Source organism: Streptomyces sp. NPDC093984 (genome assembly GCF_044764595.1).
GTDB classification, from domain to species: Bacteria; Actinomycetota; Actinomycetes; order Streptomycetales; family Streptomycetaceae; genus Streptomyces; species Streptomyces cynarae.
On sequence record NZ_JBIWIM010000035.1, the window covers coordinates 1 to 20,590 of the forward strand.

The 20,590-nt window shown below is 69.7% G+C and carries 29 protein-coding genes; 1 reads left to right on the top strand and 28 read right to left on the bottom strand.

Annotated features, from left to right (window positions below; all coding sequences use genetic code 11):
• Window positions 1-190: 190 nt before the first annotated feature.
• The 11 genes from ACIRC0_RS38925 to ACIRC0_RS38975 all read right to left on the bottom strand — a co-directional run bounded on the left by ACIRC0_RS38925 (window position 191) and on the right by ACIRC0_RS38975 (window position 8,477).
• Window positions 191-946, bottom strand: coding sequence for a hypothetical protein (locus ACIRC0_RS38925; RefSeq protein WP_403626628.1), 756 nt, complete (start codon window positions 944-946; stop codon window positions 191-193).
• A gap of 1 nt (window position 947) precedes the next feature.
• Window positions 948-2,036: a ComEC/Rec2 family competence protein gene (locus ACIRC0_RS38930; protein WP_403626631.1), complete on the bottom strand. Its 1,089-nt coding sequence runs from the start codon at window positions 2,034-2,036 to the stop codon at window positions 948-950.
• Between the two features lie 251 nt (window positions 2,037-2,287).
• Window positions 2,288-2,980 carry a DNA-processing protein DprA gene (locus ACIRC0_RS38935; RefSeq protein ID WP_403626634.1) on the bottom strand — a complete coding sequence of 231 codons (693 nt, stop codon included), beginning with the start codon at window positions 2,978-2,980 and terminating at the stop codon, window positions 2,288-2,290.
• Window positions 2,981-3,069: 89 nt separating this feature from the next.
• Window positions 3,070-3,594 carry a single-stranded DNA-binding protein gene (locus ACIRC0_RS38940; RefSeq protein WP_403626637.1) on the bottom strand — a complete coding sequence of 175 codons (525 nt, stop codon included), beginning with the start codon at window positions 3,592-3,594 and terminating at the stop codon, window positions 3,070-3,072.
• Between the two features lie 16 nt (window positions 3,595-3,610).
• Window positions 3,611-4,435, bottom strand: coding sequence for a hypothetical protein (locus tag ACIRC0_RS38945; RefSeq protein ID WP_403626640.1), 825 nt, complete (start codon window positions 4,433-4,435; stop codon window positions 3,611-3,613).
• A gap of 41 nt (window positions 4,436-4,476) precedes the next feature.
• Window positions 4,477-5,091 carry a cell envelope biogenesis protein OmpA gene (locus ACIRC0_RS38950; RefSeq protein ID WP_403626643.1) on the bottom strand — a complete coding sequence of 205 codons (615 nt, stop codon included), beginning with the start codon at window positions 5,089-5,091 and terminating at the stop codon, window positions 4,477-4,479.
• A 59-nt stretch (window positions 5,092-5,150) separates the two neighbouring features.
• Entirely contained in the window at window positions 5,151-5,582 is a 432-nt protein-coding gene (locus ACIRC0_RS38955) for a hypothetical protein (protein ID WP_403626646.1), read from the bottom strand.
• 59 nt (window positions 5,583-5,641) lie between these two features.
• The gene (locus tag ACIRC0_RS38960) at window positions 5,642-5,974 is read right to left on the bottom strand and encodes a hypothetical protein (RefSeq protein ID WP_403626649.1); all 333 of its coding nucleotides are present in this window, start codon (window positions 5,972-5,974) and stop codon (window positions 5,642-5,644) included.
• Between the two features lie 104 nt (window positions 5,975-6,078).
• Window positions 6,079-6,453: a hypothetical protein gene (locus ACIRC0_RS38965; RefSeq protein WP_403626652.1), complete on the bottom strand. Its 375-nt coding sequence runs from the start codon at window positions 6,451-6,453 to the stop codon at window positions 6,079-6,081.
• Between the two features lie 87 nt (window positions 6,454-6,540).
• Entirely contained in the window at window positions 6,541-8,067 is a 1,527-nt protein-coding gene (locus tag ACIRC0_RS38970) for a ParB/RepB/Spo0J family partition protein (protein WP_403626655.1), read from the bottom strand.
• Window positions 8,068-8,252: 185 nt separating this feature from the next.
• Entirely contained in the window at window positions 8,253-8,477 is a 225-nt protein-coding gene (locus tag ACIRC0_RS38975) for a hypothetical protein (RefSeq protein WP_403626658.1), read from the bottom strand.
• A gap of 198 nt (window positions 8,478-8,675) precedes the next feature.
• Here ACIRC0_RS38975 and ACIRC0_RS38980 point away from each other — a divergent pair, with 198 nt between their 5' ends.
• The gene (locus ACIRC0_RS38980; RefSeq protein WP_403626661.1) at window positions 8,676-10,271 is read left to right on the top strand and encodes an ISL3 family transposase; all 1,596 of its coding nucleotides are present in this window, start codon (window positions 8,676-8,678) and stop codon (window positions 10,269-10,271) included.
• Window positions 10,272-10,368: 97 nt separating this feature from the next.
• On the opposite strand, the gene ACIRC0_RS38985 is transcribed toward ACIRC0_RS38980, so the two are convergent.
• The 17 genes from ACIRC0_RS38985 to ACIRC0_RS39065 all read right to left on the bottom strand — a co-directional run bounded on the left by ACIRC0_RS38985 (window position 10,369) and on the right by ACIRC0_RS39065 (window position 19,545).
• A complete protein-coding gene (locus tag ACIRC0_RS38985; RefSeq protein ID WP_403626664.1) occupies window positions 10,369-11,019 on the bottom strand; it encodes a tetratricopeptide repeat protein in 651 nt (216 codons plus the stop codon).
• Between the two features lie 120 nt (window positions 11,020-11,139).
• A complete protein-coding gene (locus ACIRC0_RS38990; RefSeq protein ID WP_403626667.1) occupies window positions 11,140-11,445 on the bottom strand; it encodes a hypothetical protein in 306 nt (101 codons plus the stop codon).
• A gap of 51 nt (window positions 11,446-11,496) precedes the next feature.
• The gene (locus ACIRC0_RS38995; protein WP_403626670.1) at window positions 11,497-11,988 is read right to left on the bottom strand and encodes a hypothetical protein; all 492 of its coding nucleotides are present in this window, start codon (window positions 11,986-11,988) and stop codon (window positions 11,497-11,499) included.
• Between the two features lie 130 nt (window positions 11,989-12,118).
• Window positions 12,119-12,805: a hypothetical protein gene (locus tag ACIRC0_RS39000; protein ID WP_403626672.1), complete on the bottom strand. Its 687-nt coding sequence runs from the start codon at window positions 12,803-12,805 to the stop codon at window positions 12,119-12,121.
• 69 nt (window positions 12,806-12,874) lie between these two features.
• On the bottom strand, window positions 12,875-13,114 hold the full coding sequence (locus tag ACIRC0_RS39005) for a hypothetical protein (RefSeq protein ID WP_403626675.1): 240 nt from the start codon (window positions 13,112-13,114) through the stop codon (window positions 12,875-12,877).
• Between the two features lie 63 nt (window positions 13,115-13,177).
• On the bottom strand, window positions 13,178-13,315 hold the full coding sequence (locus ACIRC0_RS39010) for a hypothetical protein (protein ID WP_403626678.1): 138 nt from the start codon (window positions 13,313-13,315) through the stop codon (window positions 13,178-13,180).
• On the bottom strand, window positions 13,308-13,952 hold the full coding sequence (locus ACIRC0_RS39015; protein ID WP_403626680.1) for a hypothetical protein: 645 nt from the start codon (window positions 13,950-13,952) through the stop codon (window positions 13,308-13,310). Before ACIRC0_RS39015 ends, ACIRC0_RS39010 begins: the two co-directional genes overlap by 8 nt.
• A 10-nt stretch (window positions 13,953-13,962) precedes the next feature.
• On the bottom strand, window positions 13,963-14,166 hold the full coding sequence (locus tag ACIRC0_RS39020; RefSeq protein ID WP_403626683.1) for a hypothetical protein: 204 nt from the start codon (window positions 14,164-14,166) through the stop codon (window positions 13,963-13,965).
• Window positions 14,163-14,456 carry a hypothetical protein gene (locus tag ACIRC0_RS39025; RefSeq protein ID WP_403626686.1) on the bottom strand — a complete coding sequence of 98 codons (294 nt, stop codon included), beginning with the start codon at window positions 14,454-14,456 and terminating at the stop codon, window positions 14,163-14,165. Before ACIRC0_RS39025 ends, ACIRC0_RS39020 begins: the two co-directional genes overlap by 4 nt.
• Window positions 14,457-14,507: 51 nt before the next feature.
• Window positions 14,508-14,750, bottom strand: a complete 243-nt coding sequence (locus tag ACIRC0_RS39030) for a hypothetical protein (protein ID WP_403626689.1) — start codon at window positions 14,748-14,750, stop codon at window positions 14,508-14,510.
• 132 nt (window positions 14,751-14,882) lie between these two features.
• Window positions 14,883-15,227 carry a hypothetical protein gene (locus tag ACIRC0_RS39035; protein WP_403626706.1) on the bottom strand — a complete coding sequence of 115 codons (345 nt, stop codon included), beginning with the start codon at window positions 15,225-15,227 and terminating at the stop codon, window positions 14,883-14,885.
• Window positions 15,228-15,229: 2 nt separating this feature from the next.
• The gene (locus ACIRC0_RS39040) at window positions 15,230-16,096 is read right to left on the bottom strand and encodes a hypothetical protein (RefSeq protein WP_403626692.1); all 867 of its coding nucleotides are present in this window, start codon (window positions 16,094-16,096) and stop codon (window positions 15,230-15,232) included.
• A 171-nt stretch (window positions 16,097-16,267) separates the two neighbouring features.
• Window positions 16,268-16,474: a hypothetical protein gene (locus ACIRC0_RS39045; RefSeq protein ID WP_403626694.1), complete on the bottom strand. Its 207-nt coding sequence runs from the start codon at window positions 16,472-16,474 to the stop codon at window positions 16,268-16,270.
• Window positions 16,467-16,955 carry a hypothetical protein gene (locus tag ACIRC0_RS39050; protein ID WP_403626696.1) on the bottom strand — a complete coding sequence of 163 codons (489 nt, stop codon included), beginning with the start codon at window positions 16,953-16,955 and terminating at the stop codon, window positions 16,467-16,469. The genes ACIRC0_RS39045 and ACIRC0_RS39050 overlap by 8 nt, the downstream gene beginning before the upstream one ends.
• A gap of 301 nt (window positions 16,956-17,256) precedes the next feature.
• Entirely contained in the window at window positions 17,257-18,435 is a 1,179-nt protein-coding gene (locus ACIRC0_RS39055) for a DUF932 domain-containing protein (RefSeq protein ID WP_403626697.1), read from the bottom strand.
• Between the two features lie 116 nt (window positions 18,436-18,551).
• Complete coding sequence (locus tag ACIRC0_RS39060) at window positions 18,552-19,106, bottom strand: hypothetical protein (RefSeq protein ID WP_403626700.1); 555 nt, start codon at window positions 19,104-19,106, stop codon at window positions 18,552-18,554.
• A 67-nt stretch (window positions 19,107-19,173) separates the two neighbouring features.
• Window positions 19,174-19,545, bottom strand: coding sequence for a hypothetical protein (locus ACIRC0_RS39065; protein ID WP_403626703.1), 372 nt, complete (start codon window positions 19,543-19,545; stop codon window positions 19,174-19,176).
• Window positions 19,546-20,590 lie beyond the last annotated feature (1,045 nt).

Genomic DNA, 20,590 nt, shown 5'->3' on the forward strand with positions numbered 1-20,590 from the left:
CGCTGGAACAGCTCCCACAGCTCGTCCGGCACCATGCGCTCGACCATCACCACATGGGGCAGACTACCCGGCACGCCAAATGAGACGACGTCTTACTACGTATCCCCTGGGCAGTGCCCAGTCTACCGCCCCGAACCCCTACTGACCAGGCAAAACACCCCCAACGGCCAAGGGCAACAACACATCGGGCCTACTGCGCCCCCTCGGGAGTGGGCTGGGCCTTCTCGGCGGCGAGAACGACAGCAGCTTGTAGCAGCTCGTATGCGTACCTTTCGGCCGCGTTCTTCATCCGCACGGGCGACGGCAAGATGCACCAGATAACGAGGCAGGCCACGGTCGCGATGAGAGCGAGGACATTGACGAGCGTGAGCGCGTGCTGATGCTCGACGTTCGCGAGCCACAGCATGTACCCCACGACCCCAAGCACCGCCACGAGCGCGGTGATACGTCCAGTCCACCGGATGCCGTAGAGGTTCCGATGAAACCCGTATCCTCGGTTCTCAGCGCGTACGAGGGGGAACTTCGTCTCGTCGCGCGTGAGGTTCCGAACTTGTCCCACGGCAACGTCGATCGCCTCGTCGGCCTTGATCGGGTTCGCCCGCTCGCTGCGGGCCGAGGCCAGTTCGATCCCGGTTACGGAGGAGACGGCCTTGCGCCAGGTCTCCCGTTGCAGTGAGTTCTGCCCCTCCTGCCGCAGTCGGAGCTTCTGGATGGTCGGCGAGCCACCCCATGAAGCCCAGAGCACCTCCTGAACCTTCCGACCTTGGTGACGTACGAGTTCGGCAAGAATGACGGGGCCACCGGCTAGAGACAGCGCGGTGAGAACCGATACGACCGCGGGGGCCTTACTGAGGCCGAGAACCGCCAGCGCCACGCTGATCGGCAGCAACGCGAGGAGGCCGGGCGCAAGTCGCGCCCGGCGCTCGTAGTCGTCAAGCCAGAGCACGCTACGAGTCCCCGTTGTCTTCGACTGAAGTGTGAAGCGGCTCAGGGATCGAGGTGCTGTAACCGTCCCGATCAGGGGCGTCGTGGCAGTGACACCTCAATGTGCCCTGCGTCAGATGAACGGGGTATCCACGGCGGAGGAAGGCGTTCGTCGTCTTCTTCGCGGGGTGCTTGTGCTCCGGATTCTCCTTGGGTACGGATGCGAAGGCCGTCCCGATGACGGCCGTCTGCCCCTTGGAGCCGAGCAGCCGGTTAAGGATCGACGGGCTCACGTTCCGGCGGCTGCCGTGGTGCGGCACCTGAACAAACCGCAGCTCGCCAGGCTGGAAGCCCTCAGCTTCAAGGACATCAAGCGCCTGTCCGAGAGCGGGAATCCCGGCGTCTCCGGTGAACAGCAGCTTCCGCCCGCCGACCTCCAACAAGCAGATGGCGCTGGTGTTGTTCTTGGCGGAGGTCTCCCCGTTCTCCTTCAGCGTCTCGATGTCGAGGTCTTCATGGGACGTCCCCGCGAACAGTTTCCGCACCAGCTGCTCCCAGCTCGCCTGAGAAGCAAGGCTGGCATCGGGCTCGACGATCTCCGCGAGCAACTCCCGGTAGTAGTCCTCGGTGGGACCGAGGACACGGAAGGCGCCGTCTTCGCTCATCCAGTCGAGGAACGGTTCCTCGATGGGGACGCCCTGCGCCTTGGCGACCTCCTCAAGGTCGGTCGCGCCCTGAAGGGAATCCCTCAGTTCCGTACGCAGTGCGCGCGCGTTGAGGGCGAGGACCATCTTGGCTCGCGCCATGCCGGTCGAATGGCTCCAGGGCTTGTGCATGAGGAGCTTCTTGACCGTCAGCTCCTCCAGGACGACCCGCAGTCCGCTGATGTGGTCCTGATCCGGATGAGTTGAGACGGCAAGATCAACGATGCCGGTGTTGTAGTGCTCCCGGATGTGCTCGACGAGGGCTTCACCGGCTTTGAGGTAGCCGCCGTCAATGACGATCACGGTCTGCTCGCTGCGCGGACCGTAGAGGTTGCCGTAACGAAGGGCGATGGCATCGCCGCCGCTCGATCCGTCCCCAACGGGGAGGAAATCTATCTCGTAGCCCACAGAGGACCTACCTGTCACACGTCGTTGTGTTCCGCGAGATATTAGCACTCTCTGTGACTACGATAAGAACAGATAACTTTCGTCCACCTAGCCCATGTTGTCGCTTCTGTTGCGGTGAAGACCATCTGTCTCAGGGCAGTTGACCATCTGGCAACAGCTGCGACGGCCGATGTTTCGTCAGCACTGGGATGGCCGCGATCTCCTCGCGCGTCAGGTCTTCCCAGAACAACCCGCACCGGCGTCGACGGCCACTACACGGGATCACCTCGTCGGGCGTGACGATGTAGTCCACGGAGAAGTCGTGCTCCGTCTCGGGGATGTCGTCCTCGATGACCTAGAGCTGGTGTCCGGGGACCTTCGAGGCGGCCTGGTCGCCGAAGCGGCGGCCTTCCTCGTCGGCGTTGAAGCCCCGTGATCTGCCTGAACGGGCGGCCGCCGAAGACCTGGGTGATCCACCGGTCGCCGACCTCGCCTTTCGCCCGGAGGCTGCACTTGCGGACGCTGGCCTGTCGACGCTCGTAGGCGAGCGTGGCGGTGACCGTGTAGCCGGCCCCGGCGACCGCCGCGGCGAAGGCGTGCGCGCGGATGATGGCCTGCTCGGTGGCGTTCCGGTTGCCGGTCACGGCGATGGAGCGGGCGGTCAGCTGGGGCAGCTGGTCGCCGCCGCGCACCCATAGGCCAAGCGGGCAGTGGGGCCCGAGGTCCGCTAGAGCGGTGGGCCAGACCTCGTCCGAGGGGATGACGAACCGGCAGGTCAGAGTTGCCTTGTCGAGTTCCTCGCGCGGCTTGTACTGGGCCAGGCGCCCGCTGTTGTCGCGGCGCACGTGCCGCTGCCAGACCTCGGCAGGGGAGTAGTTGGCGAGGTCGGCGGCGACCTGGCCCGGGGCGAAGTGGGCGGCCAGCGCGGCGCGGGCGGCACGTTCGGGCAGGGTGCTCTCGGGCATGGCGGCCTCTCGGGCATGGCGCGGCACCGGCAGGCGAACCGGTACCGCGCCGGGGCGGGCGGTGAAGGGGAAGAAGGAGGGGCAGAGCGTCAGCGGCCGACGTGAAGGGGAGAGCCGTCGGCGCTGGAGGCGGCGGTGTGGGACCAGCCGGAGGACCTCTGCCTTTCCCACCAGGCGGGAGGATTGCTGGGCTGCTTGGTGGGAGGACGGGGCGCGCTCGGTGCGGCGGGCTGAGGCGTCGGGGGAGGGGTGAGGGGAGCGGCGGCGGCCGGGCTGGGCAGGCTGGCTTCGGTGTAGGCGATGCGCTGGCGCAGGCTGATGCCGAGGTCGTCGACGCTCAGGTAGATGGAGTTGTCCTTGATCTCGGTGATGCGGCCCTTGACCAGGACGGTGACTCCGCTGGTGAGGGATTCGGCGGCGTTGCGGGCGAGGTCCCGCCAGGCGGTGCACACGTACGGGATCGGGGTCCCGTCCCGCCACTTCTGTGTGGCGACGTCCCACTGGCTGGGGGTCTCGGCGAGGCGGAAGCGGCAGACGGCGATGCCGGATTCGGTGAAGCGGCATTCGACGTCGCTGGTGACGGTGCCGGACACCAGCGTGATCGACGGGGCCATGCGAACACCTCCTATCTCAAATAATAGTGTGTTCTGGGGGTGAGTCAATCCCCCTCGTCCGCTGCATCCAGCGGCTCAGCCGTCGCAGCCACTGCCGCCACCCTCCGGCTGCCGCCGGCGCCGGTGTGGCGCCCCCGCTGAACACCGTGGAGTCCTCGACCTCCACGTGCAAAGGCACCGTCTGCCCGGGCTGGACGAGCAGCTCGTCGGTGGTGTCGAGGTGAACCGATACCCGCACGGCCTGCATGTCGGCGTCCAGGTAGGCGAAGACTAGAACTCCGGCGATCTCGATGCACGGCAGGCCTTCGTCGTCGGGGCCGGCCATCGGGTGGAAGACGGCTGCGCTGTTGACCTTGGCGCAGACCTCATCGTCCGGGAAGCGGAAGCCGTCCGGAGCAGGCAGGGTCCGCACCAGCCGGCCGATGTCGTCGGCGTACAGCGAGTAGTGCTCGTCTCCACGTTCTTGGTCCGACCCGTAGTACAGGTCGACAGCCTCACGGTCGTTCAGGGGCGGGTGCTCCGGGATGCCGTCGTCCCCGAGCAGGTTGTCCCAGCTGCTGCGGACGTGCCCGGCCAGGGCGGCCAGCGCGGAGTCCTCGTCGTTCCACAGCGTCACCTCGTCCTCGTGACGGTCCTGGCGACGCAGCACCCAGACGCTGCCCGCGACGAGCCGTGTGCGCGTCACCGGGCCGGTGAAGTCGAAGCGGGCGAGCCACTTACCGAGGATGTCGACGGTGTCGGCACCGGGCCACTCGCCGGTGCGCTCCTCCAGCACGTTCATTTGCTCGTACAGGTCGATGACGGCTGCACCCTCGGGCGTGGCCGAGTCGGGCGTGATCACGGAAGCCTCCTTCAACGAAGCGATGGTGGGACGAGTGGGGGTCACGGGTTGCCGTCCAGGAGGCTGCGCACCAGCCCCATCAGGCACTCTTGTTCGGCCGTGAGATGGGCGGTGCGCAGGACGCGCCTGCGCAGGACGGGCACGTCGAGGCTGATGCCGGAGAGAACATCGGGCCGGTTCGGTGGGAAGACCAGACGGTAGTTCCGGGTGTGGATCATCCATGCCTCGTACCGGTCGGCCGGGCTGCCGCTGTGGGCGGCGTGGCCCTCGTCGGGCGAGAGGGACGGGCACGGGCAGGACGGATCGGTGCAGGGCCGCCCGGCCGGGTGGCTGGCCAGAACGGGACGCTGCCGGTAGTGGGTGGCCGTGCCGTTGAGCGTGGGGCAGTGCGCGGCGGCGTACGGCAGGCACTCGGGGTGCAGAGCCGGTTCCGGCGAGCAACCTTGGGCCACGTCGGCCGGGCGCACGATCAGGAAACACCGCTCGTCCAGGTGCTGGCCGCAGATCTGGCACAGACGGTGCAGGAACGCGGTACGGGCCCGCTCGGCGCCGAGACTGCCGAATGCCGCGTGGCCGCCGTGGATCAGGGACCCCCACGGCACTACCAGCCCGCCCGCCAGCGGCCGGCGCGCACAGCGTTGGGGGATCAGGTGCATCGGTGACGTCCTTCGGATCGCGGGAAGGTGGGCCGGCTGGGAGCGACGACGGCCGGGCATCAGCTGTCCTTGGGTGGGGGCGGGCCGGTCAGCAGCGCTTCCCAGTGGGCGTAGCGGCAGTCGGTGGCGGCGTGCAGGCGCAGGTGCAGCCAGGCCAGGTCTTGTCCGGCCCGCAGGATGGCTTCGGCGCCGATGGCCGCGGCCCGGGGATACGCCGTGCCGTCGTCCGGATCGGCGGCCGCCACGATCAGGCCGGGCCGGTGGGGCATGTGGCGGAGCGTGAAGTTCGTGTAGCTGCGGTCGTCCAGGAGCACGAGCGGAGCGCTCTGGAACTCCTCTGAGGTGAACAGAGGTGAGGGCAAGTGCATCAAAGGGACCGGGCACGGCAGCAGCCCGATCGGGTCGTCGTCGAGGCGGTCGCTGATGACCAGCACCGGCTGGTGGGGTCTTTCCTCAAAGGCCTGTGCGGAGGCGGACATGGTGGGTGACACGTCGCTTTCGTCAGGGGGCGGGACAGCCGGACGGGCTGTCCCGCCTCGCGCGGGTCTGGTCAGCCGAGCGGGTAGAGCACCAGGGCCGGGACGGCGCTGTCAGGGATGTCGGCGAACAGTTCGCGCAGCTCCTTGTCCTTCTTCAGCTCCTCCGGCAGCGGGAAGATCTCGCCGACGAAGTCGTTGTAGGTCGGCGCGTACCGAGAGCGGCTGTAGCTGGCGAACGGCGAGTAGGCGTTGCCCTCGACGTCGCGGGACAGCACGATCAGCGTGCTGCCGGGCAGGCCGCGCCAGTCGGTGCGGACCAGTTGGCGCAGCACGGCCAGCGTCAGGGGACGGTCGGGGACGTCGGCGTCCGGGTCGGACGGCGTCGCTTGCTGGTTTGCGGGCATGACGGCCTTTCACACGGCGGCCGGGCGACGAGATCGCGCGGCGTATCGGACGGGCGAGGGGGCTCCGCCTGCGTCGCGCAGGGCGGCGGGACGCAGCACGTGGGTCAGTCCTCGATCAGCTCCAGGCAGGAGACCGGGACGCCGTTGCCGGGGAACCGGAAGCGCCGGACGTTCTCCGGGATGCGGTAGTGGCTGTTGCGGGGGTGGGCGCGCAACAGCCGGGTGGATTCCTCGTCGAGGAGGAAGCCCGCACGGCTGCCGGAGCGGTTGCGTTCCTGCACGGTGCCCGTCAGGCCGCGCAGCAGCTTCGAGCGCAGCGCGGGGGTGATGCGTGCCCGGCGCCCCGACTGGATGTGAGCGAACGCGGCCTTGTCGATGGCGCGAAGCCGCTGCGCGGCGGCCTCCTGCACCTGGGCGACGGCTGCCGCGTCGGGCAACTGCCGGATGAAGTCCCGGACCTCGTCGATGGTGATGGGCATGCTGGTTCGCCTCTCTGCGTGGACGGGTGGGCGACCGGCCGGGCACGGGGGGTGCCCGGCCGGGTGGTGAGTGGGAGGGGAAGACGGTCAGGCGTCGGCCTCGGGCCGGTGGCTGGCGACGGCCTGCTGCTCGACCTCGGACAGCTGGTAGCTGCCGTCGTCGGCCTGGCCGAGGGCTTCCAGGAGCAGCAGGTAGGCGGCCTGGAGCCGGTCGGGGGACTCCCACAGGTAGACGTGCGTCATCCGGGCAGTGTCGAACTGCTTGGGTTCGCGGATGGCGTCCTCGAACGCGGCGGCGACCTGGGCGAACAGCACGTTGGCCAGACGGTTCTTGGGGAAGCTGGCGGCGGTCTCGGAGGCCGAGTTGTTCTCGGGGTCCTTCGCTCCGAGCAGCAGCGCCACGGTCTGAGTGCGCTGCTTGTCCGCCCACTTGCCGTAGAAGCGGGGCAGGTCCAGCAGGATCTGCTGGGCAAACAGCCGGGCCTCGTCGGGCAGGGTCTTGCCGCGCACCAGCCGCTTGACGAACTCCTGCCTCGGTCCGGCGGCGGCCTTCCATGCCCGATTGCACGCCACGATCCGGGCCCGCTCCTCGGCCTTTTGCTCGTCCTCCTCGGTCTTGGGCTTCTTCGGCTGAGCCCGGACCTTGTGGCCGTACGCGGCCGGGTCGGCGCAGTGCCACACGGGCCGGTGCTCGTCATCGAGGCGAGCGCTGTGGCCGGGGCAGTTCTTGTGGTTGTCCTCGGTGAGCGGGTTGCCCAGCCCGCTGGCGAGCTCGCTCAGGGGGCGGGACGGGTCCTTCTCGTAGGACGGCACCCGGCCCAGCAGGGGGATGTTCGCCGCCCTCAGCTCCTCCTCGGCCTTGGCACGGGTCTCGGCGTCGGCCTGCTCGGCGCGCAGCAGGGCCATCTCCTGATCCCAGTGACCGCGCCCGCCCTTGCCCTCGGCGTGGTCGCGCGAGAGTGCCCGCATGAGCCGGTCCTCCGCGCCGCGCACGCCCGAGACCTCGGCGAGTTGGGCGGTCTGCTCCAGGTCCATGCCTGCCGCCGCTGTACGGCGCAGGGTGGCGTCGTTGAGCTTCTGCGCCGCCTTGGCCTGCTTGGCTGCGTTGCGGCCCACCCCCAGGGCCTTGGCGGCGGTGCGCCGGTCGACGTCGGTCATGTCGATCAGGGCGAGTTCCTGGGCCCGAAGGGTGTCCCGCTCGCTCATGCCCTCGCGGTGGTCGTTCTCGACCAGGGACAGAAACCGCGTCCAGCCGTCGCGGCCGACCAGGTCCTCCCGCACGTACGCCATGACCAGGCGTACGGGGCGGCCGTCCTGCTCGGCGGCGGCGTTGGCGGCCTGCGCCGCCTGGGCGCGCCGCCAGCCCTTGAAGACGCCGTAGGTCCCGTCAGGCCGGGGCCGGACGCTGATGGGCTCCTCGACGTCGAGTTCCTTGACGGAGGCGATGAGCTTCTCGTCCGGCTCGGTGTCGTGCTCGCGCGCGTTGCACTCGTCGCGCACCAGCAGTGCCGGGTCGAGTTTGACGACCTGCGGCGCGGCCTCCTCGTGTTCGTCGCCTTGTCGGTCGGGGTCGAGACGGCGGTGGCCATGCGGCTCTCCTTCTCCTTGCCTCATCGGCGAATTGGCGGGAACCAAACTCCCTGCATTGCAAATAATAGTGTGATATGGCGTGGGGCTAGATACCCCCTGACCTGCGCAAATTTCGGTCTGCTGCGCTGCCTCCGACCTAGAACTGCCGTGCGTGCGGCGTCCGTTCGGCGCCTGGGGGTGGGGGTACGGGCGGTTCCCGGCAGCCGGTCTCAGGCGGTGGGCGGGCGCCGGCTGCGGAGGTAGGCGGCCCGGATCTCGGCATCCAGGTCCGGGTGCTGCCGGGATGCTGAGGGCAGCAGTGCGTTGCGGACGTCCATGGCCCGAGTGAGGACGCCCAGTTGCGCGGGGGACAGCACCCAGGGACCCTGCTCGTCGGCGTCCAGGACGGCCAGCAGGTCTTCGGCGGCCTGGACGTCCTCGGCACTCCGGTACACCGGGTGGGTCCGGTTGAGCCGCAGGGTGTCTCTAACGGGTTCCTTTGGGGTCTGGCACAAGTTCCGTTCGCCCGTTACGCGTTGTAGTTGTTGATCTCGGGTTGGGGGCGTCAGAAGTCGCCTTGATTTCGCTGCTCGTTCGGCTGACGGGCCCGAGATTCAGTCGTCGTGAACGAGGTGTCGCATCAACTGCAAGCCGTGCTGTATCCATCGGTCTCCGGGATGGCGATCGCGTCGGTCGACGCCGACGGCGAAGCGATACGCATCGAGGCCCGGTGCACGGCGGCCGGCGCCGCCTGCCCGATCTGCGGCAGCTGGTCGCAACGGGTTCACAGCTCCTACCTGCGGTTCCCGGCGGATTTGCCCAGCGCTGGCCAGCACGTCGTGCTGGCCTTGCGTGTCCGGCGGTACGTCTGCAGCACGCGGTCATGCCCGCGCAGGACGTTCGTGGAGCAGGTGGCGGGGCTGACCCGTCGCCACGGCCGGGTCACCGAACGGCTGCGCGCGGCGCTGGGCGCGATCGGGCTGGCGCTGGCCGGCCGGGCCGGAGCCCGGCTCGCGAAGCTGATGGGGATCACGGCCAGCCGCAGCACGCTGCTGCGCCGGTTAATAGACCTGCCCGACCCGCCCGCGACTGAGCCGAGGGCGGTCGGGGTGGACGACTTCGCGCTGCGTCGCGGCCACGTCTACGGCACCGTCGTGATCGACGCCGAGACCCACCAGTTCCTCGACCTGCTGCCGGAACGGGACGCCGCCACACTCGCGCCATGGCTGGCCGCCCGCCCCGGCATCGGGGTCATCTGCCGCGACCGCTCCGGCGCCTACGCGGACGCGGCCAGCGACGCCGCGCCCCAGGCCACACAAGTCGCCGACCGCTTTCATCTGTGGCAGAACCTCACCTCCGCGGTCGAGAAGACCGTCGCCGCCAACCGCTCCGCCTTGCGCGACCTGCAGCCCGACGCTCCGGAGCCGGAACCCGAGTGGGAGACACCCGCTCCACTCGAACCTGGCGAGGACGACGAAGAAGAAGATCCGATGGGAAGGTTCGCCGAACGGGCCCGCGCCCACCATGCCCTCGTACATGAACTCCTCGACCAGGGCATGGGAATCCGGCACTTCGCCCGCCACCTGGGCTGGGGCCGGCACACCGTCCAGCGGTACGCCCGCGCCGCCCGCTGGCAGGACATGGTCAAGGGCCGCAAGCGCCAACGCTCCAGCAAGCTCGATCCGTTCAAGCCCTACCTCGAACACCGGTGGGCCGAGACCGAGGGTCAAGTGACGGTCCTCGACCTCCACCGCGAGATCACCGCACGAGGCTTCCGCGGCTGCTACTCCACCGTCCGCGACTGGGCCCGGCATGCACTGCCGAAGAACAACGACGGCTTCACGCCCGCTCCACCACCGCCCTCGGTACGGCAGGTGACCGGCTGGATCACCCGGCATCCGGCCACTCTCAGCGAGGAGGAGAAGCTGCACCGCAAGGCGGTGCTCGACCGCTGCCCCGACCTGGCCACCGCGGCGGATCTGACCAGCTCGTTTGCCGAGATGCTCACCACACTCAGCGGAACCCGCCTGCCCGACTGGATCACGGATGCCACTGACGCAAACCTGCCCGGCATCAGTACCTTCGCCGTCGGCCTGCAAGGCGACTTCGACGCCGCAACGGCCGGGCTCACCACCAGCTGGAACTCGGGGCCGGTCGAAGGCACGGTCAACCGGATCAAGATGTTGAAGCGGCAGATGTTCGGCCGAGCCGGACTGCCTCTGCTCCGAAAGCGCGTCCTATTGACCTGACACTCCGTAATCGGCTCACGAACTTCGCCAGGCCCACAGAATTCCACCCCGGCCACTGTTCAAAAGGCCGCCGGGAAAAGCGATGCGCCACACCTTCTCACGCCAGGTCGAGCCTCTCGCGGGCTCCCGTCACCCAGCGCAGGACGCCGTTGGAGTCGGTGTTCTCGGCCAGCTCGGCTGCCTCCTTGAGGAGTGCCGCAGCCTCGTCCCGCCGGTTCTGCTCGACAGCGAACTCGGCGAGCGTGATCAGATTTGCGGCCACCCCCGGCAGGAACCCGTGTTCGCGACGTAGACGGGTGGACTCCTCGAAGTGCGCTCGCGCCGCATCCAGCCGTCCAGCCATGTGCTCCGCGAAACCAAGGTGTCGAAGGGTGTAGGACATGGTCAACCGGTCGTCGGTCTGGGTGGCGAGATCAAGAGCGTGCGTGAAGAAGGGCAGGGCGGTCTCCGTGTCATCGCGGACCACCTGATGGAACGTACCGGCCCAGAACAGCGCCTCCCCCTCCCCCCGCGCATCGCCGAGCCGCCTGTACAACTCTGCTGCGCGCTCGAACAGCTCCAGCTCCCGTGCATCCTCGACCCGCTCCTCCAGGAAGCGGGCATGGACAAGACGGCCACGGGCCAGGGCAAGGTCAGCCTCGACCGCATCGAGACCTTGGTCGGCGGTGGCCAGTGCACCAGTGTCGCCGCCGAAGACAGCGCGCTCGTAGAGGAGTTCAGCCTGCTTTATTCGCGTATCCGCAGTCATGTGGCGATCGTACGATCATCGGCATCTCCTGCGGCAGTTAACTACAACGCCCCTCCGACAACGCCACAACCTGCGAGCCGCTTCCCGCTCCTCCGGGAAAGCGTCCTCCGCGCCTAACGCTCAGTAGTCAGCGCACGGAACTTGCGCCAGATCCCAAAGGGGGCCGGTATAGACACGCAGGGCGAGGACCAGGCTTGCGCCCAGGTGCGGGGCGTGGCAGCGCCGGGTAGGCGTGATCACCTGGTGGCCGTCCGGCACGGTGAGGACCTGGAGTACGCCCGCGAGCGCGACGAGCCGTTCGTCGCTCTGTACGGGGAACGTCGACTCGGTGGCGCGGTTGCCGCAGGACCGGCAGGCGTAGGAGCCCGGATTCCGGGGCTCGTAGCGGCCCCCGTGGCAGATGTGGCAGAGGATTGGAACCGGCATGGCGCGGGCCTTCCTTCGTGCGGGCGCCGCAGCACCCGCACGGGTCGACGGTCAGGGTTTCACGCGGGTGACCTGGCGAGTTGGCAGGTGGATGCGCAGGACGTCCTCGTGCCCGGGCGGGTCCAGTGCTGCGAGCCGGTTGAGCGCGTCGGCCAACTCCGGGTCGGCGAACACCTCCTCGGCGAGCGCCGCCTCGCCCACCGGCACGGCCATCGCCGCGGTGCGGGTGTGTCTGAGATCCGGATCGTCCTCGGTGCTCGCGAGTGCCGCGACGAACGGGCTCCATCCGACGTGCATGCCGTCCGCGGTCCGGCGCTCCGTCGTCGTGAAGTACGCGGCGACCGCCGGGCGGCCGCCGCTGGGCTGCTCCGCCACGAACTTCAGGACTCGGTCGACGACAACCTGCCGCCACGCCTCCTCGGTGGCCGAGAGGGCTTCGATGATCAGCGCGTCCAGGGATCTGGGCGCAAGACGGCGGAGCGCGTCGCGCACCGGAGGATCGGTCGGCGCGGCCAGCAGTTGGGCCAGGTCGAGGGGCTTCATCGGTGGTGTCCTTCCTCGCGTGATGCTCGGGGTGGCCGGGCCCGCCGTCCGGCCTCCCGTACCGCCAACAACATCAATAATAGTGTGTTTAGCGTGAGTGTGAACCTACCCCTGACCTGCTGTTTTGCCGCTAGTCGCAGCCCTGGCGAGGCGGCAGCGGGAAGCTGCGCCGTGGGTCGAGCCGCACACACCGCTCGCAATACGCGGTCACGCGGTTGGCGGTGCACTCGCCCCACTGGCACTCGAAGGCCTCGCGTGGCCCGCACAGCAGGCACCGCCCAAGGGCGATCCCGTGCAGCTCGCACAGTTCCCAGCGCTTGCGGTGCGGCAGCAGCTCAAGGGCGGGGCGGGGGCGCTCGAGACGGGCGGGCTCGGCGGCCGGGAAGGACTCGTCCCCGTCGCGCACCCAGCGCGGTGACAGCTCATCGAAGCGCTCGGGCGTGGTGTAGTACGGATGGCCGGCTGGAGTGAACACCATGGCCAGATGGCCGTCGGAGACGAGTGTGTCCAGGCGGCGGTGGCTGAACTCCCGCGTCAGGGAGAGCATCTCGTCCTGGCGCAGGCTCCAGGCGTACCCGTACCGGCGCAGGATGCGCCGCTCGGTGGTTGCCGGGCCGCTCTGGGCGGCGTCGAGTGCCTCTACGGCCGCGATGGCGGCGGTGGGGTTGGAGGCCAGTTCGCGCGCTGCGGCCTCTGCGGCCGGGCGGGTGGTGTGGCTGCTGAGCGGCGCGTACCCGTGGAGCCGGTCCATGACCTGGTGGGCTCCCTCGTGCCCGGCGACGGCGTACCGGGCGGAGGGCTGACGGCGGCGGGGCATGACGGAACTCCTTCCGTGCAAGGGGACTGCTGGGCTTGGGGCGGCTGCCTGGCCGGGGAGGGGCGCCGGTCAGGCGGTGGACAGCGGCGTGTAGGAGGAGAAGACGTAGTGGCCCAGTTCGCGCAGGGCGCCGGCGGTCAGTTCCACGGCTGCGGGGCTGCTGTCGGTCGGGCGGGTGTACGCCTCGATCTCGCTGTTCCAGGCGAATCCCTGGGCTGTGAGGGTCTCCTTGGTGCCGGGTGTGAGGTCGTCAGAGGACCTGGGGGCGGCGACCAGTCCGTGAGCGGGGTCGGGAACGACCAGGAACACCGGGTCTCCTTCCGGCGCGGGCCGCCCGGCCGGGGCGGCCCGCAGGTCAGGGCGGACGGCTGGTCAGTGAGTGACGGTGACGGTGTAGTCGGCGTCCAGGACGGCGAGCGCGGCACGGATGGCGGCGCGGGTCTCCTGGCTCGGCACCGAGTAGGGGAAGTCCAGGGCGTGCACGGCGTCGTCCAGGTCGAGGTCACGCATCGGCAGCGTGTATCCGCTCCGGTAGAGGGCGACGGCGGTTGCGGTGGCGACGCGGCTGCGGTTGTAGGCGATGGCTTCCTCGGCGGTGACGTCGGTGCCGAGCGCTTCGCGCGCGGTGGGCGGCAGCGCCGCGATCCCGGCGCTGAACCGGCGGGCGGGAATCCGGAGGCGAGCCGATCGCAGGGCGCGGCGCAGCACGCGTGCGCCGGTACTGCTCCTCGATGCGGGCGCCGGGGAGCGCGTCGGCCACGGCTTCGGCGACTGCGGCGCGGGCGCTGGCCTCCGCCTGCTGTCGGGCGGCGATCTGGGCGGCCAGTTCGGCGGCCTCGGTGTGCAGCGGGTAGAGCCGCCGGGTGATCTCGCGCGCCACATGGCGGGCGCTGATCGCCGTGACCCTGATCGACGGGGTCTGCACCTGGGCCTCGTCCGGGAGGGCCGCGTAGACCTTGAGCCTGCTGGGCTGCTCGGCGTCGGGCTGGCACAGGCGTACGGCGCGGCCGTCGCCGTCGACGATGAGCCGTGCAAGGCCGCGGACGTACTCGGGCAGTGGGGCGGTCCGGCAGTGCGTACCCAGCTCCCGCGCCACATCGTCGGCGAATGCGTCGAACTGCTCCTGGGTGGTCAACTCCTGCGGCATGGCTGCGTCTTCACTCCTTCGAGAGGGTGGTGGGGTGCCCTGCTCGGGGCAGCGCGGCCGCGCCCTGGTCGCGGGGCTCGGCGTCTCGGCGGAGGTCCTCAGCGGTGTAGCCGGTGTCGCACGTCGGCTTACAGAACTGGCCCGGCGCTGCGCCGCACGTCTCGCACCAGTCGTCGAAGTCGTCGGGGCGCCACGGCCGCAGCGGGCCGGTCACGCGGGGAAGTCCCCGATGTGGTCGACGACCGCCCGGGCGGACAGGACCGGAGACCGGTGCATCGGCTCGGTGCACTGGGCCTGCCAGATACTCGCGGGACGGGACGGGGTGATCTGGTTGCTGGTGGCCGGGCTGATGCTCCACTCGCGGCCGTGCGCGTCGGTGGCGGTGTAGGTCAGGAACTCGGGCTTGTCCTGGCGGCCGTTGTCCGTCCAGGAAAGGCCGGCGTCCGTGAGGGCGCGGCCCAACTGGGCGCAGCGCTCCCGGGTGATGTGACCGAAGGTGGCCAATGCGCGGTCCCTTCTGTGACTGGCGGCGGTGTGAGGCGGGCGGGCGGCCGGTCAGGTGCGGCCGGACGGCTGGAGCTTGCGGTAGCGGTACAGGAAGCGCGCGGCCCATTCCCGGCTGGCGAAACCGGGGATCCCGCCGCCGCTGCCCGGGCGGTTGCCCGGATACTCGGCGACCCACTGGCAGACTTCCGGGTCGTGCCAGACGACGCCGTAACGGGTGCTCGGGTCCTGGCGGTCGAGGACCTGGTAGCCGTACGAACCGGTGTTGCGCGGGAACGTGAACTCCTCGGGCATCGCGGCTCCTTTCGGTTGGTCCTTGGGTGCGGGAGGGGTGGTGTGGGGGAGAAACCCCTCCCGCAACACCCATAATAGTGTGATCTAGGGTGGTGTGAACCCGCCCCTGACCTGCTGCTTCTGAGGCCGAGATCAGCGCAAGAGCATGCGGGGACCGGCGGTGACCGCGTCGGGCGGTTGGTGGTCGCGGTAGTCCGAGACCTTCACGTACCCGCCGGGCATCGTGTCCAGCCGCAGACCGGGCCCCCAGTCGTCGGTCACGTGCTGGGGGAGGTTCTCGACGTCGTCCGCCTCGACCTGCTCGGCCCAGCCGGTCACTTCGCGGCCGAGTGCCCGCCGCCACGCCAGCAGGATGGGGAAGATCTGGCCGCAGTCGTCGACCAGGGCGACAGCGCGTGCGTCGTTCGGGCCCGGGCATTCGGCGTAGGTGGGCGTCTCGGGGCGGGTGCGCTCTCCGAGGGTCATCAACCAGCGCATCGTCACGACATCTCCAGTTCCAGGCGCGCCGCGTGCGGGGCAGCGTGCGCGGGCGGGTGCGGGCGGCGGGCCGGGCGCCGTGAGCGCTGCTGGGCACGCAGGGAGCCGGCTTCGGCCTGGGCGCGGCGGGCGTGCTCGTGCTCTCGGGCGGCCGCGGTGAGGCAGCACGGGGCCCACCACTGCTTGACGTCGACGGTGCGGGCCAGCGAGTTGGGGAGTACCGAGTAGGGGAGGTCGGCCAGCATCAGCAGCAGGACCGGGTGCGGGCAGGCGGTGAACCAGCGGGCGACGGTCCACCAGGCGGCCACGGCGGCGCGCCGCGCGGGGTGGGCCGCGCGCGCCTCCCGCTCCAAGCGGGCGGCTTCGGCCTGGTGGTGGGCGGCCGACCAGGTGAGGAAGCGCAGCAGGGCGGCAGTGTCCCGCTGCCGGGAGAGATCAAGGATCACGGGCAGGTCGTCGCGCTGCGCGACATGGGCGGCGCAGGCGCGCAGGACGGCGGTGAGCGTCGCTGCCGTCTTCTCGGGCGGCTCGTGCCTGTCGGCGGACGTGATCGGGTACACGCTGACCTGGGGGCGGTCGGCGTAGTCGTCGGGGTAGAGGGTCAGGCTGCCGTGGTAGCGGGTGCGGCTGCGGGTGAGCCGCGGTAGGGCGTTGTCGGGGGCGGTGGTCTGGTAGGCGTTGACGGGGCCGAGGCAGGCGCGTACGGCGGTGAACTGGGCCCAGTGGTGGGGGTGGTGGGTGCCGGTGACGTGCACGCTGCCGCGCATCGCCCCGCCCAGCTCGAAGACGACGGCGTCGTCCTGGCGGGGGCCGGCGGTGGCGCGCACGATGCCGGCGGGCGTGTCGACGGTCAGGCTCTCGCTGGTCATGGGCTGCGGCTCCTCGGCGGTTCGGTTCGGTGAGCGGGGGCCTGCCGCCCCGCGCTCGCCGAAGGGGAGGGCGCGGGCGTCGGGGCGGCAGGTCGTCGGCCAGTGGCGCTCTGGCCGGGGTGGGCCGTCCGCCGCCCCGGGGGGACGGGGGCGGCGGACGGCGTCTGTGGGTTACTCCTGCGGCGGCTTGTGGCGGCGCAGGTTGTCCCGCTCGGTCAGGGACACTTCCTTGCCGCACGGGCATTCGCCGTAGCGGCGGCCGTGCAGGTGGAAGAACTTCGGGCCGGTGTTCTTGGCGTTGACGGTGCGGATGGTGCCGGGGACCGGGGTGGTGTTGGTGCAGTAGCCGTTGGCGGTGACGGCGGGCTTCTCAGCCACGGGGGCCCTCCTCGTCGGTGTCGGTGATCTGTGACAGGACCGGCGCGTCGTAGACCTCCCGCCGTACGGCGGGGACGCCGGGGCACGGGATGACGGCCTGCTGGAGTTCGGCGGTGTCCATGGGGTGCAGCCACCCGTTCCGCACGGTCCAGCCGCACGCGCGGGGGTGGGGCTCGGTGGCCGTGGTGGCGACCAGGACGGCGCTGCGTACGGTGCTGCCCTCCAGCGCGAACACCAGCAGCGTGCGCAGCGCGCAGTAGTCGTCTTCGTCCAGTACGGCCAGGCGCAGCGGGGCGGTGCCGACGGAGAGGTCGGCCTGAGCCCGGACGAACGTGTCGTCGGTGCGCTCGGCCACGAGGTTGAGCGTGTGTTCGCCGTCGCCGAGTGCCTGGAGCAGGGCGGCAAGCGCGGTCAGGGTGCGGCTCATGGCGGCCGCTATGGCGGCGTCGTCGGGACGGGTGAGCTCCGGGCGTGCGGGCATGCGGGTACTCCTTGCGGACGGGGCGGTGAGCACCGGGGGCCGGCGCACGTGTCTCGTGGCGTGGCGGGGGTTCTTCTGGGCGCGCGGTCTGCTCCGCAGACGCGTCGCGCTGCCGCTACGCGGCAGACGGCGGGGCGGGCGCGCTCCGCGCTCCCTGGCCGGGGTGGGGAGCGCTCCGCGCTCTGGGGCCGGGCGGGCACCCCCCGGGCGGTCCGGGAGGGGTGCCCGCCCGGTGCTGGGGCGGGGCCTGGGGCCCGTGCGGGCCGGGCTCGGGGAGGTTCCCGGCCCGCACGGGGGTCTGTCAGCCGTGCGCGGCGGCGGCCGTCAGAGCGGGCAGCGCGAGCGCTTCCAGGGCGGCGGCCTGGTCGGCGTCCGTGAGGGTCTGCGCGGTCGACGTGACGGCCTGCATCACGCCCCCGGCCGTCATCTGACCGCCCCGCACGAAATGCGACAGAATCATGTCCTTGGCCTCGGCACCGATGCTGAGCGTCTTGGTGACGTGCTCGATCGTCTTCGTCGGCTCGTCCAGCGTCTTCCCGGCGGCGGCCTCGACCTGGCGCACCTTGGCCTCGACGTACTCCCGTGACAGGAAGGTGCGCACGGCGTCGGCGGTCTTGGACGTGATCAGCTCCAGCGTCTTGCGCTGCGTCTGGCCGGACCAGGACACGACACCCTCGTCCTGCTTGCCTCCCAGGTGCACGGCGCGCATGACGTCCTTGGTCTCGGTCAGGCCGTTGCGGCACACCTGGATGACGGCGCGCGGGGTGATGGTGTACGCCCCGGAACCGACTTCGCTGTTGGTGATGACGAAACCTGCTGAGATCACGGGCAGTTCGTCACCGCTGCGTCCGTCGAACGGCGAGCGGTAGCCACGCAGCAACTCGGGGGCCTGGATGGCGACGGCTTCGGACTCGACGCGCACGTACATGCGCCGGTCCGTCAGGTCGCACCCCGTGACGCGGGTCGGGTGGCCGGACTGCTTCACCCCGTCCAGGGCGGCCAGCAGCATGTCGAAGTTGTCCATCAGCTTGTAGGAGTCGCTGAGCAGCGCGCGGGCCACGCCCTCGGCGGGCGGCATGCCCGGGCCGCTGTCGCCCCGGAACGCGCGGAGCATGAAACGGCGCTGCGGCTCCTCACGCAGCCACGCGTTCACGTTCTCGTCCAGCAGCGGGACGTTCTCGGCGCGCATGCGGCGCAGGTAGGCGAGCGGGATACGGAGCTTGTCCGCGATCCCCTCGTCGGCCACGGCGGTGGGCCGGTAGATACCGTCCACGTCCGTCACACCGTCCTCGGTGATCAGGGATTCCACACCCTCGACGTGCACGTTTCCCTCACGGAACCGCAGCGCGGACGCGGGGGCGATCACGTCCAGCTTGCGCCGGTTCTGGTCCTCCAGGATGCGGACCAGGTCGGAGAGTTCGGCGTTGCGGGCACCAGTGGGGGCCACGTTCGTGGCGCGCTCGGCGAACTGCTGAGTCATGCGGTGTTCTCCCCTTCGTGTTGGCTTCTGCGGTTCGGGGGCGGGGCCACCGCCCCCGAACAACTTCAATAATAGTGTGTTTCTGGGGTGAGTGAACCCACCCCTGACCAGCACACTTAGCCCATGCGGTACGCGGGCAACGGCGTCAGGCTCGTCCGGCGCACGTTCGTGACCTTCGGCACTGGCGTGACACCGTGCATCTCGCACAGGTCGTAGCGCAGTTCCGGGGCCTCGCCGAACGGGTCGGCGTGGGCGTGAATCGCGCTCACCCAGTAGGTCCCATGACGATGCGTCACGCTGCCGTGGTAGTCGACCTTCTGCCACAGCACCGGTCCGGCGTGCTGCGGGTCGAGACTCCGGGCAACCGCGATCACCAGTTGATCCGCCACACGCTCGGACATCAGCAGAACGAACGCGCGCGCGACCGTGGTGCGGTCCACCGGCACGTCAGCCATGGCCGGGCCTGTGTGACCAGTGCGCACACCCATCGCCCAACCCAACTCGAAAAACGGCCGGACCAACTCCAGTTGCTCGCTCGGCACCCTCAGCGCGTCCGGGTCGCTCTCGCTGCGCGCCAACTCCAGAAGCGCGTAAGTCGCCTGCTCCCGCTCCGCGTCCGTAAGCGGCGCCCTGCTCTCCTCAGGCTGCCCCGTAATCCGCGTGTTCTCCACTATTGTCCCTCTCTTCTCGGTGAATGCCGGGTGGAGGGGGTGCCCCGACTGGGGCACCCCGGGGGGATTACTTCAGGAACCCACGCGACTGGAGGAACTCGGCCGTGATGTGCGCGATTCCCTGCGGCTTGTAGATCTGCGGGAATCGCCGCATCTCTACTTCGGTGCGCCCGTTCTCGTCCGGCTCCGGGAGTTCGTGAACAAGCCGGTAAGGACGGTCACCCGTCGGCATTTCCAGCACCACCGGGCCAACCTTGGTGTCGAACCGAATTCCGGTGTAATTCGCGTCGGAGTTGTGCACGATGTTCGCGCCCACCCGCTGAACAAGCAAGGGCAGGAAGTTTGCGACCGTACGGGCCTGAATTGCAAGGCCGGTCATGGGTGCGTCCTTACCGCCGCGCACTCGGCGGACGATCCCGTCAGAGATCTGGATCTCCACGTCTTCCCCTTCGTTGGACTTCTGCGGTTCCCGGGGGTCGCCTCCCCCATGACTTCAAATAATAGTGGATGTGATGCGTGATTGGAAGACCTGTTGCGCCCGCCCCGTGTTGCGTACCGCGTTGCGCCTGATGTTGCGTCAGGTGTTGCGCTAGAGGTTGCGCGGCCTGGCGGCCGGCTTCTACGTCCCCCCAGGTCAACGCCCTGCGGACGCGTGGTCGGGCTGCTGACATCCCCTCTGCTGCCCACTTTTCCGCGCCGGTTAAGGAGAGTGAGGAACGGGTGCGGGGGCGGGTGCGGTGGTGGCTTCGGGGAGTGGGGCGGTGTGGTGTCTGGTTGCGCGTCGGCGGGGCCGCCGCGCCTGGGGTCTGGATGGTCCGGGGCGAAGCTCGTGCGGGGGCGGTGAGGGGTGGAGCTGCTGGCTCGGGCTGGAGCTGGGGCTGTCGTCCACTCCCGAAATGGTCTCTGTCCACTGGGTCTCGGAAATGATGCGACGGACGTACTCTCGGCTCCACGTGCGAATGAATATTGACTTCCTGAAGGGTGTTGGCCCATTTCCCTTCAGTTCCTTTTGGAATCAGGCCTCCCTTGGAGCGGCGTCATATTGGGAGTCTCGGCTCCTGCTGGATTGATGGTGCTGGTTCCCATTTCCAGAGTTGATCCGGATTCACATTTTGATGCAGGGAGTTGGCCCGGTTCTGCCAAAGCTACATGGTGCATCAGCTGTGATGCACGCCCCCCACCCCCCTCTCCGCTGCTGCCAGCTTCGGGCCGCGCGGAGCGTGGCCCGTTGTCCCGCACGTAGTGCGGGACGGTTGCGGCCAGAGCGCAGCGGTGCCGCAACCCGGCAGGGCGAAGCCCGGCCGGAGCCGCGAAGCGGTCCGCTCCCGGAGCGCAGCGGAGGGAGCGTCAACCTCCGGGCGCAGCCCGGAGGTTGGGCGGGGAGCGCAGCTCCCCGCTAGCGCTCATGCGGAGCGTGAGCGCAACGCCCGTGCGCAGCACGGGCGTTCGCTGGCTCCGGGCGCAGCCCGGAGGGACCCGCTCCG